The organism is Cohnella rhizosphaerae, assembly GCF_029525575.1.
Lineage (GTDB): Bacteria > Bacillota > Bacilli > Paenibacillales > Paenibacillaceae > Cohnella > Cohnella rhizosphaerae.
This window is the reverse complement of record NZ_JAPDIA010000008.1, coordinates 1281557-1295978: the sequence shown is the minus strand read 5'-3', so window position 1 is coordinate 1295978 and position 14422 is coordinate 1281557. Positions and strand designations below refer to the sequence as shown.

Here is a 14422-nt window from a genome sequence, read left to right as displayed (position 1 = left end):
TCCGTTCATCCCTTTTTGGCGTGCGCGCTTATGCGCGGACTGCGTATGAGGCGGCCTTGCGATACTCGGCGGGCGGCAGGCCGTGGCGATCGGAGAAGACGCGGGTGAAATAATGCACGGACTGGTACCCCGTTACATCTGCGACTTCCTTGACGCTGCAGATCGTCGTCTTGAGCAGGCCTTCCGCAGTGCGCATTCGTTCCTCGGTGACGTAGTCCACGAGCGATTGGCCGAGCTCTTCCTTGAAGATGCGGGACAGATGGCGCGCGGATATGTTCAAATAAGCCGACACCTCCTCCAGGCGAAGCGAGCTCGCAAGGTTGTCGCGAATATAGCGCTTGGCCAGCTGGACGAGATGCGTGCGGGAGCGGGTAGTCGATCTCGACTTGACTGCTGGCGCTTCGTCCCGCCTGCCGAACGTTCCCGGAAAGGACCGAAGCAGCATCGCGCACATGATTTTGGTTTGCGTCTCGTCATCCTCACGGTGCAGCAGGACATGCCGATACAGCGCCCGCCACAGCAGCGCGGTCACGCCTTCCGGATCGACGACGACCGGCGAGCGGCAACCGAGCATTTCGTCCTCATACTGCCTTGACTCGGGCGACGTCTGCGCCGCGACGACTTCGAAGGCGACAAAAAAACAGCTGCAGGCCGGTACGGCTGCGAATTTGGTGCCAATGCCCGGGCAGCGAAGCGAAGAGGGAGCCGCTTTCCAACTTGTAAGTGATCTCGTCGTCCTCGTATTCGCCATCGCCGTCCAGCACGTAGCAAATTTCATAAAAAGAATGTCGGTGGACGGGATTGTCGTAATGCTGCCAAACGAGTCCCCAATTGTAAATTCGGAAGGCGACGGCATCGCTGTCCTCTTCGCCCAATCTTCGGTTGTAGTCGTTCAAAATCCGGGTCGCGAATATAAAGTTGTCTTCCGTCACCCAAATCACCTCATGGCGCGATTTTGCAAACGAGCGTCCGTCTGCTGCAAATACAAGGCGGTTTAAAATTTCCTATACTGATCGTATTCCAAGCGTTTACATCGAAGGAGGAGATTTTAAATGAATAAGCTGATTAAAGCAGACGACGTACAATTTTACAAGGATAACGGGTATTTGCTCGTCCGCGGCGTATTCTCGCCCGCGGAAGTGGAAGAGATGCGAAACGCCGTGACCGGCATCATCGATCGCGCCGCCAAGTCGAAATTCGACGGCAACGCGACCTGGCAAGGGGACTATTTGCCGCCGGAGGAATTGAAGAAGCTCGTACTCAAAGGCTTTCACGACGTCCATTATCACGACGCCTCGTTCACCCGCGCAGCCGTGCATCCGAACATGACGGCCGTCTTGTCGCAGCTCATCGGACCGAACGTCCAGCTTCACCACAGCAAGATGCTGGTTAAGCCGCCCGAGAAAGGCGCCGCCTTCCCGCTGCATCAGGACACGCCATATTTCCCGCATGCCGACCATACGATGCTCGCGGCCAGCGTCCATCTCGACGACTCGGACATGGAAAACGGCTGCCTGTGCGTCATCCCGGGCTCCCACAAGCAAGGGCTGCTGCCGCACGTCGGGCGCTACTATCTGGACCATCGGGAATATCCGCTCTCCGCGGCGACGCCTTGTCCGGCAGCTGCGGGCGACGTGCTGTTCTTCAACTATTTGACGATCCACGGCTCCGACGTGAACCGCAGTACGCGCAACCGGCGCAACGTCCTGTTCCAGTATCGCGATCCGATGGACCTGCCGACCGAAGACGTGCACGTGAACTGGGGGCAGGGGCTCATGGTTTGCGGGGAAAATCCGGTCTATAAGGCTTATCAGCCGGAGTATCAATTAAAATAGCGCATCTGTATCAGGGGTGTCGGATGCGACTCGATAAGAAAGCGATTCATCGGACCTGAAGCCGTTAAATGCGGCGGAGGGTCTGTTTTTATGCGCATAAAAAAAGGTAGGATGGAGGGATCAAGAACCTGCGCGAGCATCGGAGGAAACAGGCATGAACGTGACGAACGGGGCGAGCGCGCTCAAACGCGTTGTCGGCTTGCGCACCTTGAAGACGGCGCTGGCTACGGTAGCGGCGATCTACGTCGCGATGCTGCTGCACGTGGACAACCCGCAGGCAGCGGGCATTCTCGCCATTTTGGGCGTCGATACGACCCGGTGGCGCGGCATTATGACGGTATACGCGCGATTCACGGCGTCCGTCATCGGATTGGCCGTCGCATCGGCCGTGTTCCTGCTGGCGGGCTTCCACGTCTGGACGCTCGCGCTGTACATACTGATCGCGTTCCCGCTCCTCACGCGCATTAAGATGAAGGAAGGCATCGTGACCGGGGCGGTCATCGTCTTCCATCTTTTCCACAACGGGGTCGTATCCTGGCATACGATCGGCACGGAACTGGCGCTGCTCGCGATCGGACTCGGTTCGGCGACGGCGTTCAACCTCGCCTATATGCCGAAGCAGCGCAAGTCGCTCGAGTCGCTGCGCCGGACGACCGAGGATATGTTCGTCGCGACGCTCGGCGAGCTGGCCAAGTTTCTGCGCGACCCCGCGACCGTATGGAACGGCGACGAGCTGCTCCGGGCGGAAGCCGCGATCGAGGAAGGCCTGCAGGCCGCGAAGCGCTCGCAGGAAAACAGGCTCAGCCGGCAGGACGAGCCTTGGCTTCTCTACTTCGGCATGCGGCGCGAGCAGCTCGACATGATCCAGCTCATGATGGAAAACATCGCGTTCGTCTCGTCGAGCGTGCCGCAATCCGAAGCGATCGCGTCGCTGCTCGACCGGCTGACCCGGGACGTGCGTTCGGAATTTTACGAGGGGAAGACCGAACGCGAGCTGGACGCGCTCGAGCGTGAATTCAAGGCGATGCCGCTGCCTGCGACGCGGGAGGAGTTCGAGATCCGGGCGGCGCTGCTGCATCTTTGCAGGGAGCTTCGCCGGTATTTGACCGTCGGCAGAAGAGGCAAAATGCGCAGGTCTTCATGAACAAGGACCGGCATACAATCATAGAGACGAAGCGTCAATGCAAGGATACGTTTTTGTCACTCTAGACGAATGTCCTGCATAGACTTTAATTGAATTGATTGTATGGAGGAGGTCATTGCATGACGCTCGCGGATAAACGGCTGCAGCGAAGGGAAATCATCACGAAGGCAGTCTGCGGCAAAGGCCGCAAATTCTCGACGATTACCCATTCGGTCACGCCGCCGCACCATCCCACCAGCATTCTAGGGGCATGGATCATCAATCACCAGTACGAAGCGGTTCGTTCGGGTGACGGCATCGAGGTGGTCGGGTCTTACGATATCAACATCTGGTATTCGTACGACAAGAACTCCCAGACCGACGTCGCCAAGGAGACGGTCTCGTATTCCGAGCTCGTGCCGCTCTCGTATGTAGACCCCCCGCCACCGGAGCTCCACGGAAGAGGTGTCTGCGGATGCGACGCAGGAACCGAACTGCGTGGAAGCTTTGATCGGCGGAGGCGGTACTTCCGTGCTTATTCGCGTGGAGCGCGAATACGCGGTCGAGATGGTCGCGGAGACCAAAGTTTGCGTGGTCGTGGATCCGAACTATTTCGAAGACGGCAAGGACGCGGACTTTGCGATGGACGACGGCGATTACGAAGACCTCGACGCCGACCTGCTTGAAGACGATCTGTAAGCGGCCCGCCGCGGCCGATACTTATGTCTATGCAGAAGCGATGGAAGTGTCGAGGGCGGATGCCTGCTTCGTTCGGTAAAATCGCTTTGTCGTCGGCCAAATCGCGCGGAACGCTTGGGTCTAGGCCCGTACGCGAAGCCGCCTGCGGTTCCGGCGCCGGGGCAGGGACAGAATCAGGGAAGGGTCATCCGGCTTCGACGTACAACCGTCGGCGGGACGGCCCTTCCCGTGTTGTTCGGGGGGGATGGCGGTGAGACAATCCGGCTTGAATCGCGGCCTGGGGACGGCAAGCGCCTTCGGCGCCGGTTCGCGGACAGCGTACGAGAAGCGCGGTGAGATCGGACAGGCGGCGCCCGGGACGGTCTGGATCGAAGGAGAAGGAGCGGTGTGCGAGCTGCTTGCGTCGGCAGGCTTCAAGCGGCCTGGCGCCAACGTCCGTCCGGGTCCTTCGGACGTCGTCGTACGCTTGTCGGGCGAAAAGGCGAGCGGCGTGCCGGCGGGCTCGGCGTCCGCAGGCGGACATGCCGGAGTTTGGACCTGGAACGCGATGGCCGCAGAAGTCGGATCGCTGCCGGCGGCGGAGCTCGACCGGCGGCTCGCGCGGGAGGGACTGGCGTCGGCGATCCGAAAAAGCGGGAGCGTCGCCGGTTACGCAGGCTGGCGCCCTGGAGACGGCGCGCCGGGAACGCTTCGGTCGCCGTCGCGTTCGTTCGTCGTCACCGTATTCGGCCTGGAGGCGCCGATCGTTCGTCCGGAGCCGGGCGCGCATATCGCCGGGCGCGAGCTCGCGCGCCGGTTGGCGAGAGCTTCCGCGCGCGCGATCTATGCCCTCGGTCTCGAGCTCGGCACGGTGACCTGGCAGGTGGACGGGGCCGGTCGGCGGGGCGTTATCGTCGGCCTGGAAGCGGCCATCCCCGAACCCGACGAGGCGGGGGCGCGCAGCCTGTCCGAGGCGGCCGCGGCGTTCGCGGCCCGTTGGACGGAGGAGGCGGAAGTTGGAGAGCCGGAGGCGCTCATCGGGGCGGATCCGGAATTCGTCATGCTTACGGACGCCGGCACGATCGTGCCGGCGTCCCGGTATTTCGGTCCGGGGGGAGCGCGCCGGCAGCGACTCGGTCGTCGTGCGGGGCGTGCAGCGCTGGCCGCTCGCCGAGCTAAGGCCGCAGCCGTCTCGGGAGCCCGCCGTCCTGGCGGAGCGGATCCGGCGGCTGCTGCTGGACGCGTCCGCGCGAACGGCGGGCGCGAAGCTGCGCTGGCGCGCGGGCGCGGCGCCGGTCAAGGGATTGCCGCTTGGCGGACACCTGCATTTCAGCGGCGTCGCCCTGACGGCGGAGCGTCTGCGGGCGCTCGACAACGCGCTCGCGCTGCCGCTGCGGCTGCTCGAGCCGGACGGCGCCGGACGCCGCCGTCCGCGCTACGGCGCGCTCGGCGACTTCCGGACGAAGTCGCACGGCGGCTTCGAATACCGGACGCCGCCGAGCTGGCTCGTGTCTCCGCGGCTCGCGCTCGGCGTATTGTCGCTGGCGAAGCTGGCCGCGGAGCATGCCCGCGAACTGGCAGGATGCCGCCCGCTGGACGACGACGCGCTGCGCGACGCCTTCTACGAAGGACGCCTGGCGCCGCTGCGGCGGGCGGCCGCGTCGGTGCGCGGGGCGCTCGAAGCGCTGCCGGCTTACGCGAGATACGGCGAAGCGACCGGATATCTGTTCGATGCGATCGAAGCGGGCAAGGTATGGAACGAAAGCGCCGATATCCGGCGCGGTTGGCGGATTCCGGAGTGACGACGGGGAAGCGGATGGTTCCATCGCGGAGCTTGCAGCAGCGGGACTGCAGAAGCGGACGGCGGAATAGCGGAAAGTGTAGTCGCGGAAGGTGCTGTAGCGAAAAGTGCAGCAGCGAAGAATACAGCAGCGGAAAGTGCAGCAGCGGAAAGTGCAGCAGCGGAAAGTGCAGCAGCGGAAAGTGCTGTAGCGAAAAGTGCAGCAGCGAAGAATACAGCAGCGGAAAGTGTAGCAGCGAAAAGTGCTGTAGCGGAAGGCGGAATAGCGGAAGGCGGCTAGCGGCATACGCGAAGCCGCTTTTTCGTGGACTTTCACGCGGGCTTGTGGTATGCCGTACAAATTCCGATGCTTGACGGGTCGGAAAGCTGCATTTAAAGTCAATTTCAGAATTCATTTGGTGATGGAGCCAAGCATGAGGCCAATGTTGGGGAAGTCCTTTTTTTTTGAGGTTAAGCGGCTGGTTTTGCTTCGCGGATGCGCTTGTTTAATTTATCTATTGCAAGTTTGCATACATTGTATGTGAGACAACTTAAGTCCATATCTACGAATGCACGTCTTTTAAGCTTTCGCGTCGTGCCTAATTCCAGATAAAGTTTTAAATAGGCAAAGACACGCTCAACCGCGGTCCGCTGTTTAAATAATTGATGGAACTTTTCACTGCCTCGCCCAGGTGCAGTATATCTACGAACATCCTCTTTTACTTGTTTTTTTATCACCTTTTGGCAGCCGTCGGCTTGAAACGGACAGGCTGCGCATTCTTTGGGTGCTACAAATTTAACAGTATCCCGAGTCGCATCATAGCTATCGTAGCGGTACGAATGACCTTGTTTGCACGTTGGGCGCAAGTGCTTATCTACACCATCCGGCAGTTTGGTGCGATGAACAAGCGGAATAAGCGAACATGCACCTACATCTCTAACTTGCTGGTAAACGGGCTCGCTATCGTAACCTTTGTCGCCTAACACGTACTTAGGCTGGAGTGTTGGGAACCGCTCTTTTAATCGTTTAAGCAGCACGATCGCCGGACGTTGGTCGTTTACATGAGCCGAGCAGTTTACGCCAGTCACAATATACTGACTCTGGCAATCCACTAACAAATTGAGCTTGTAGCCGTACCAATATTTTACGCGTCCGCTTCCGCGGGGATCGCCTTTTGCTCCTACACTTGGATAGGTCGGCATGTCCGCGATGAGTTCCTCGTAGCTGCAAGACAACATCCCCGCAACTTCCTTTTCGAAGTGTGTTAACGAAGCTTCATAGGCCTCGACTTGCGCACGCCACGCGGCCTCCTCGGCTTTGGGGACGCGCCCGCGTTTGACACGCTTGGGTTTCTCGGGCTTGGGGGCTGGCTGCGGGACATGGCTGACGGCGTCCAGAAAAGCAGGCTCTTCGCTGTCTTCTACCTCCTTGGGGAGAATGGACGGGGCCGGTTTAGACGCGTCAATTTTGGGGTTTCGGTCAAAGGCTTCCACATGCGAAGAGTCCACCGCCATGCTTTCACCTTTCAGGAAGCCTTCTGTAATCGCTGCATCCACCGTAATATCGATGACCTCATGCAGGATACCGGACTGCTGAAGTTTGGTGAAAAGCCTGGAATAGGCGGCTTGGCTCGGTACCCGATCAGAGCCTGTAAAGTGACAGCGCAATCTGAATTCTGCACTGCTTTTCAGACGGTTGACCAGGTCCTTGATGAAGCGAATATGCTCGATTTTGCAAAGGATAAGCGAAAAGATCATCGCTCTGGTGTTCAAGCTTTCGGGCCGACCACGTCGTTTGAAGCTACTGATGGCGTACAAGATTTTCGCAATAGGAACTTCTTCCAAAATGAGGTCGTCTTTTGACGCCGGGGACATTTTTAGAAGGGTCTCAAAGGAAAAGAGCTCTTCCTGTCGAATTGGTATCGTAGGAGTACTTCCTTTCTTTCTCGTTTTGGGTGGCTAACCTTAATTTCGAGAATGTGGGGAGGTACTCCTCTTTGGTGCGCCAAAAAAAGTCAGTCGTAGCAAGGGGTTTGAATTATGAAATTGACTTTTTATACATGTATTTTCTGCCGACCCGGCGCTGCTTGATGAAATACCTGCAAATGTGCAGGTAAATTCTACGCGCAGGCCGTGAGCCATTTTGATGGAGGAAAATACCTGTACATTTGCATCTTTTCTTCTCCACTGGGGCGATATCGTCGAAATAGATGTATATTTGAAGGAATTTCGCAATAACACGATGTGGTCGACGATTGGCCGGCCGGTGGAACAATTGTCGCACGAGCCGACGATAGGCGTTCCGCGCGGAGCTTTTAGAATATCCGCCAATCTAATGAGACTGTCAAGTGGGTTTTGGATCTTCCCTGACCGTTTTTACTCCGTACTCCAGCGTACGCACGGCTCTAGTTTATGCCAGTTTCCCAGCCGACCACGACGAACCTCGCAAAGCTTGGTATAATAGATGGATGAGTTCAGAGCGATAACTGGAGGATGCTATGGCCGGCTATACCCCGATGATGCAGCAGTATTTGTCCGTGAAGGAAGAGGCGAAGGACGCGCTATTGTTCTTCCGTCTCGGCGATTTCTATGAAATGTTTTTCGATGACGCGATTACGGCGTCCCGCGAGCTCGAGATTACGCTGACGGGCAGAGGGGCGGGGCAGGAAGAGCGCATTCCGATGTGCGGCGTTCCTTATCACGCCGCGGAAGGTTACATAGCGAGGCTGGTGGACAAAGGCTACAAGGTCGCGATCTGCGAGCAGGTGGAGGATCCGAAGGCTGCCAAAGGCGTCGTGCGGCGCGAGATCGTGCGCATCGTCACGCCGGGCACGGTCATGGAGACGAAGTCGCTGGCGGGCGGCGCGAACAACTTTATCGTCGGCGCAGCCGAACAGGGCGGCCGCTTCGGGCTTGCCGCGTGCGATCTGACGACCGGGGAGATGTACGTGACTTCGTTTGCCGCATCCGCCGAATCCGTTAAAAACGAGCTGAACGTTTACCGGCCGGCGGAAGCGGTCGGCGACGAGCGGGCGCTTGCCATACTGGCAGAGGCGTCCCGGTCGTCCGGCAGAGCGTTGGTCGCGACGGTGAGGTCGCAGACCGGGGAACCGGACGAGCGGCTGGCCGCGCAATTCCCCGAGGAGCGGTGGGACAGGCACGAGGCGGTAAGAAAGCTTGCGGTCGCCCGCCTCGCGGAATATCTCGGCGAGACGCAGAAGCGTTCGCTCGCCCACTTGCGCGCGGTCAAGAGCTACGATCCGCAGCAGTTCATGGCGCTCGACGCCTTCACGCGGCGCAACCTCGAGCTGACCGAGACGGTGCGCGACCGCGCCCGGAAGGGCTCGCTGCTGTGGCTGCTCGATCGCACGCGCACGGCGATGGGCGCGCGCCAGCTGAAGCGTTGGATCGACCAACCGCTGCTCGACAAGACGGCGGCGGACGAGCGTCTCGACGCGGTCGAGGCGCTGCACGGCAACTGGATGCTGCGCGAGGATTTGCGCGCCGCGCTGTCGGAGATCTACGACCTGGAGCGGCTGGTCGGGCGGATCGCCTACGGCACGGCCAACGCGCGCGACCTGAACGCGCTCGGGGCGTCGCTCTCGCGCATTCCGGCGCTGAAGGACATTTGCGCGGAGCTCGGCTCCGGGCCGCTGTCCGCGATGGCGCAATCGCTCGACGCCTGCGAGGATTTGGCGCTGGCGATCGCCGACGCCATCGCGGCGGAGCCGCCGGTGTCGGTGCGGGAGGGCGGACTGATCCGCCCCGGCTTTCACGAGCGGCTGGACGAGCTGCGCGAAGCGAGCAAGAACGGCAAGACCTGGATCGCGGAGCTGGAGCGGCAGGAACGCGAGGCGACGGGCATCAAGTCGCTGAAGATCGGCTTCAACAAAGTGTTCGGCTACTATCTGGAGGTGACGCGGGCCAATCTCGGCACGCTGCCCGAAGGCCGCTACGAGCGCAAGCAGACGCTGGCCAACGCCGAACGCTACGTTACGCCGGAGCTGAAGGAGAAGGAAGCGCTCATCCTCGAGGCCGAGGAGCGCATGGTGGACCTGGAGTACGAGCTGTTCGCCGCCCTGCGCGACGAGATCGCCCTCCATATCCCCAGGCTGCAGCGGTTGGCCGAGCGCGTCGCGAGTCTGGACGTCCTGCAGTCGCTGGCAGAGGTGAGCGCGGAGCGGCGTTATGTGCGGCCGACCTGGAGCGACGGCTACGACCTGAACGTGACGGGCGGCAGGCATCCCGTCGTCGAAGCCGTCACCGAGGGGAGCGCCTTCATCTCGAACGACGCCGCGCTCACGCGCGCAGGCGGTCCGATCCTGCTCATCACCGGACCGAACATGGCGGGCAAGAGCACGTACATGCGGCAGGTCGCGATGATTTGCATCATGGCCCAGATCGGCTGCTTCGTGCCGGCGGCGCGCGCCGAGCTGCCGATGGTCGACCGCATCTTCACCCGGATCGGCGCAGCCGACGATCTCGTCGGCGGACAAAGCACGTTCATGGTCGAGATGAAAGACATCCAGATCATGACCGAGCAGGCGACGGAACGAAGCCTGGTCATCATCGACGAGCTCGGACGCGGCACGTCCACGGACGAAGGGATGGCGATCGCCCAAGCCGTCATCGAATACGTGCACGACCGGATCGGGTGCAAGGCGCTCGTCTCGACGCATTATCACGAGCTGGCCCATCTGGAGGAGACGCTCGTCGGATTGCGCAACGGCTGCATGGCCGTCAAAGAAAGCGCGGACGGCGTCACCTTCCTTCGCAAGCTCGTCGCCGGGGCCGCCGATTCGAGCTACGGCATTTACTGCGCGCAGCTTGCCGGCTTGCCCGATTCGATCGTGCAGCGCGCTTACGGCTTGCTCGAAGCCGCAGGGGCGGCGCCGAACCCGACGGAAGCCGGGCAAGCCATAAGCGCCGCTTCGCCCGCATCTTCGCAGTCTTACGCGTCAACGCCTTCGCCGACGCCGGATGCGCCGCAGCCGGCAGCCGTGCGCGAACTTGCCCCGGGTCGCTTGCCGGACGGCGTGCAGCAGCTGTCCATGTTCGAGGAAGCGGCGGCCGCCGCCGACGCGAAGTCCGCGAAGGCGCGGACGACGGAGGCGGACAAGCTGCTCGACAAGATGCGCAAGCTCGACGTCATGCGCATGACGCCGCTGCAGGCGCTGGAATGGCTGAACGACGCGCGCAATCAACTGATCGGAAAAGGGGACTGAATTTGAGGAAACAAAAAAGGAAAGGCGGGCATGCTGATCAAGGCGGCGCTATGCTTGACGCTGTCCGTTCTGTGGCTGCCGGCCGTCGCGGGCGCCGCTACCCAGGACCAGGTCAACGAAGTGCGCAAGCTGCTGGAAGAATACCACATCAGCAAGCCGACGGACGACAAGCTGAGCGAATCCGAAATCGACTCGATGATCGATTCGCTCGGCGATCCGTACACCCAATATTTTTCGCCTGAAGAGCTGCAAAGCTTTTCCAATGCGATCAACCAGTCGTTCGTCGGCATCGGCATCGTCATGTCGCAGGACGACGGGATCACATATCTCGAGGACGTCGTGCCGGACAGCCCCGCCTTCAAGGCAGGCCTCTTGCCCGGCGACGCCCTCGTCTCGATCGACGGCGAGCCGACCGCCGGCAAGACGATCGACGCGATCCAGGTCTTGGCCGCCGGCAAAGCGGGCACCACCGTCAACGTCGGCGTCAAGCGGGGAACGATCAAGCTGCAGTTTCTCGTCGCGCGGACGGCGATGCAGCTGCCGGTCGCCACGTCGCGCCTCATGGGCAACGGCGTCGGTTATCTTCGCTTGGACTCGTTCTCGGCGGACGCCGCGGCCAAGTTCAAATCCCAGCTGCTGTCGCTCGAAGGACAGGGGATGGCGTCCCTTGTCGTCGATCTTCGCGGCAACGGCGGCGGTTACGTGGACCAGGCCCAGCAGATCGGCGCGCTTTTCGTCGCGGACGGCATTTTGGCTCACGTGGCCGATCGCAACGGCAAGGACACGCCGATCGAGCTGCACGGAGAGAAGCGCGATTATCCCGTTTATATACTCGTCGACGGCGGAAGCGCAAGCGCGACGGAGCTGTTGTCCGGCGCGCTCCAGGAATACGGCGTCGCGAAGCTGGTCGGCTCGAAAACGTACGGTAAAGGCGTCATCCAACAGCTTATTCCCGTCGCATCCGGCGGGACGCTCAAAGTGACCGTGCAGGAGTACAAGACGCCTGGCGGAAAAAAAGTGGACAAGGTCGGTCTGACGCCGGACGTCGCCGTCGCGGGCGGCCTGCAGCAGCTGCTGAAGGCTTACCGGCTTGCCGGAGGCGGGGACGTCCGGCTCACCGTCGGGCGAGGCGCGCTCGTGGTGAACGGGATTCGCTCGCCGGACGCCGGCTCCGTCGTCAAGAAAAACGGCGTCTGGTACGTCAGCTCGAGGCTGGGTGCCATCGCGACCGAGTCGACGCTGAGCTACGACGCCAAAAACCGTCAGATCGTGCTGGCGAAGGACGGGACGACGCATCGGCTTGCCGCCTCGGACGCCCACGTCATCGTTAAGAACGGCGTCAGCTACGTCGACGTCCGCCTGCTGTCCAAATGGTTCAGCAACTTGACCTGGGCGGCGGCGGGCGACGGCACGGTCAGGCTTTACGAATCGGCGGCCTGACGCCGAAGGCGCCAGGAAGGAGGGACGAATATGGGAATCATCATTCAGCTGGACGAGCATCTATCGAACCAGATCGCGGCGGGCGAAGTCGTGGAGCGTCCGGCTTCCGTGCTGAAGGAACTGATCGAGAACGCGGTGGACGCCGGCGCGAAGCATGTCGACATCACCGCCGAAGAGGGCGGCTTGTCGCTCATTCGGGTCGTGGACGACGGCGCGGGCATTCAGGCGGACGACCTGCTCGTCGCCTTCCAGCGACACGCGACGAGCAAGATCGCCAGCAATCGCGACCTGTTCCAGATCTCGACGCTCGGCTTTCGGGGCGAGGCGCTGCCGAGCATCGCGTCCGTCGCCAAGGTGCGCTGCCTGAGCGCCTCCGAATCCGGGGGGCCTCGGCCGGCTGCTCGAGATCGAAGGCGGCACCGTCAAGCGCCACGAGGACGCAGCTTCGCCGAAGGGCACGGACATGTCCGTCAAGGAGCTCTTTTACAACACGCCCGCGCGCCTCAAATACATGCGTACGATCCAGACCGAGCTGTCGCATCTGTCCGACGTCGTATACCGGCAGGCGCTCGCGCGACCCGACGTCGCGTTCGCGTTTTCCCACAACGGCTCCGCGCTGCTTCGGACGCCGGGCAACGGCGACCTGAGACAGGTCGTCGCCGCCATCTACGGTTCGGGCCCCGCGAAGGCGATGCTCGAAGTGCAGGCGGACGGTCCCGACTTTTCGCTGTCCGGGCTGACCGCGATGCCGATCGAGACCCGCGCGAGCCGATCCGCGGTGACGATCATCGTCAACGGCCGGTTCGTGCGCAGCCCGGCCGTCATGCAGCCGCTGCTTCAGGCGTATCATACGCTGCTGCCGATCAATCGCTATCCGCTGTCCGTGCTTCATCTGCGCATGCATCCGTCGCTGCTGGACGTGAACGTTCACCCTGCCAAGCTCGAGGTGAGGTTCAGCAAAGAAACCGAGCTGCGCGCGTTCGTCGAGGCGGCCGTCAAAGAGGCGCTCGAAGCCTATGCCTATATTCCGTCCGGCACGGCCGTGCGCAAGCCGAAGCCCGAGACCTGGCAGCAGGAGCAGATCCGGTTTCAGCTTCCGCCGCCGGTCCAGCCGGCGCGTACGTCGATGGAGGACGGACAGCGCGCGAATAACGAGCAGCAGGCGGCCAGCCTTCGGGAGGCTGCGCCAAGCGCCGAATCGGCCGAAGCAGCCAAAATATCCGAAGCATCCGAGCCCATGCCCCGGCGGTCTCCGGCGGACCGGGTGCCAGGTCAGACGCCCGCCTCTTCCGGTGAGACGGATTCAAAATCAACCGATTGGGGGAAAGAAAACGGGACGCCGCCGCCGTCCGGCCTTCATATACCGCGCCTTTCGGCGGAACTTCCGCGGGCGGCGCGCGGGACGCTGTCCGCGAAGCGCGTCCTTCCGGCGGCGGCTACGCCGCGCCGGCGCGCGATCCCTGGAGCGCCGGAACCAGGGCCCAGGAGACGGGCAAGGTTCCGGATCAAGTGTGGCGGGCGGCGTTCGGCGCAGCGGCCGCGGAGACGAAGCCCGAATTCCCGGAGCTCTACTGGATCGGCCAGCTGCACGGTACGTACATCGTCGCCCAAAACGACGGCGGCCTCTATCTGATCGATCAGCATGCCGCCCACGAGCGCATCCATTATGAGATCTATTACGAGAAATTCGGCGATCCGGCCGCCGCGAGCCAGGAGCTGCTCCTCCCGGTCACGCTGTCCTTCGCGCCGGACGAATACGCGGCCATCCGCGGCAAGCTGCCGTGGTTCGAGCTGGCGGGCGTATATCTCGAGGACTTCGGGGGCAATACCTTTATCGTGCGGGCGGTCCCGCACTGGCTTCCCGAAGGGGACGAAGCCGACATCGTGCGGGAGATGGCCGAGTGGATTCTGAAGGAGCGGGGCATCGATCTGCACAAGATCCGCGAGAAAGCCGCGATCCTTTGCTCCTGCAAAGCATCGATCAAGGCCAACCAGGCGCTGACGCGCGAAGCCGGCGAGACGCTGCTGCGCCGGCTCGCCGCCTGCAAGCAGCCGTATACGTGTCCGCACGGCCGGCCCATCGTCGTCAGCTTCACGACGTACGAGCTCGAGAAAATGTTCAAGCGGGTGATGTCTTGATCGTGACGACCGCCGAAAAGCCGGACGCGTCGCTGATCGACTACGCCAGGGGGGCTGGCGGACGAACTCGGCTGCCGTTTCGCCGAGCGGCGCCGCGAAACGCTGGCGGGCCTCGCCCGCAAATACGCCGAAGCCGCCGACGGGATCCTGGTCGCCGGGCCGAAAGGTTTGCGGTACGCCGCTGACGGTGCGGAGCCGCTCT

The 14422-nt window shown here is 61.8% G+C and carries 9 protein-coding genes and 3 pseudogenes; 9 read left to right on the top strand and 3 right to left on the bottom strand.

Annotated elements, in window-relative coordinates:
• Positions 1–28 precede the first annotated feature (28 nt).
• Both OMP40_RS29600 and OMP40_RS29595 read right to left on the bottom strand, forming a co-directional pair.
• Entirely contained in the window at positions 29–574 is a 546-nt protein-coding gene (locus tag OMP40_RS29600) for a helix-turn-helix domain-containing protein (protein WP_277536712.1), read from the bottom strand.
• 7 nt (positions 575–581) lie between these two features.
• Entirely contained in the window at positions 582–932 is a 351-nt protein-coding gene (locus OMP40_RS29595; RefSeq protein WP_277536711.1) for a cupin domain-containing protein, read from the bottom strand.
• 129 nt (positions 933–1061) lie between these two features.
• Between OMP40_RS29595 and OMP40_RS29590 the strand changes: the two genes are divergently transcribed.
• The 4 genes and pseudogenes from OMP40_RS29590 to OMP40_RS29575 all read left to right on the top strand — a co-directional run bounded on the left by OMP40_RS29590 (position 1062) and on the right by OMP40_RS29575 (position 5438).
• The gene (locus OMP40_RS29590) at positions 1062–1835 is read left to right on the top strand and encodes a phytanoyl-CoA dioxygenase family protein (RefSeq protein ID WP_277538116.1); all 774 of its coding nucleotides are present in this window, start codon (positions 1062–1064) and stop codon (positions 1833–1835) included.
• A gap of 154 nt (positions 1836–1989) precedes the next feature.
• Entirely contained in the window at positions 1990–2979 is a 990-nt protein-coding gene (locus tag OMP40_RS29585; RefSeq protein ID WP_277536710.1) for an aromatic acid exporter family protein, read from the top strand.
• A gap of 119 nt (positions 2980–3098) precedes the next feature.
• Positions 3099–3657: pseudogene (locus OMP40_RS29580) on the top strand (outer spore coat protein CotE).
• Between the two features lie 995 nt (positions 3658–4652).
• Positions 4653–5438, top strand: coding sequence for a putative amidoligase domain-containing protein (locus tag OMP40_RS29575; RefSeq protein WP_277536708.1), 786 nt, complete (start codon positions 4653–4655; stop codon positions 5436–5438).
• A 449-nt stretch (positions 5439–5887) separates the two neighbouring features.
• Here OMP40_RS29575 and OMP40_RS29570 read toward each other — a convergent pair whose 3' ends face one another.
• A complete protein-coding gene (locus tag OMP40_RS29570) occupies positions 5888–7291 on the bottom strand; it encodes a transposase (RefSeq protein WP_420871864.1) in 1404 nt (467 codons plus the stop codon).
• A gap of 623 nt (positions 7292–7914) precedes the next feature.
• Here OMP40_RS29570 and mutS point away from each other — a divergent pair.
• The 5 genes and pseudogenes from mutS to OMP40_RS42470 all read left to right on the top strand — a co-directional run bounded on the left by mutS (position 7915) and on the right by OMP40_RS42470 (position 14220).
• Positions 7915–10641, top strand: coding sequence for a DNA mismatch repair protein MutS (gene mutS / locus OMP40_RS29565; RefSeq protein WP_277536706.1), 2727 nt, complete (start codon positions 7915–7917; stop codon positions 10639–10641).
• A gap of 30 nt (positions 10642–10671) precedes the next feature.
• Positions 10672–12081, top strand: coding sequence for a S41 family peptidase (locus OMP40_RS29560; protein WP_277536703.1), 1410 nt, complete (start codon positions 10672–10674; stop codon positions 12079–12081).
• A gap of 30 nt (positions 12082–12111) precedes the next feature.
• Positions 12112–12399: pseudogene (locus OMP40_RS42480) on the top strand (ATP-binding protein); the annotation flags it as partial.
• A 79-nt stretch (positions 12400–12478) separates the two neighbouring features.
• A pseudogene (gene mutL / locus OMP40_RS42475) lies at positions 12479–13279 on the top strand (DNA mismatch repair endonuclease MutL); the annotation flags it as partial.
• 311 nt (positions 13280–13590) lie between these two features.
• Entirely contained in the window at positions 13591–14220 is a 630-nt protein-coding gene (locus OMP40_RS42470) for a DNA mismatch repair MutL family protein (RefSeq protein WP_420872093.1), read from the top strand.
• The last annotated feature ends 202 nt before the right edge of the window (positions 14221–14422 follow it).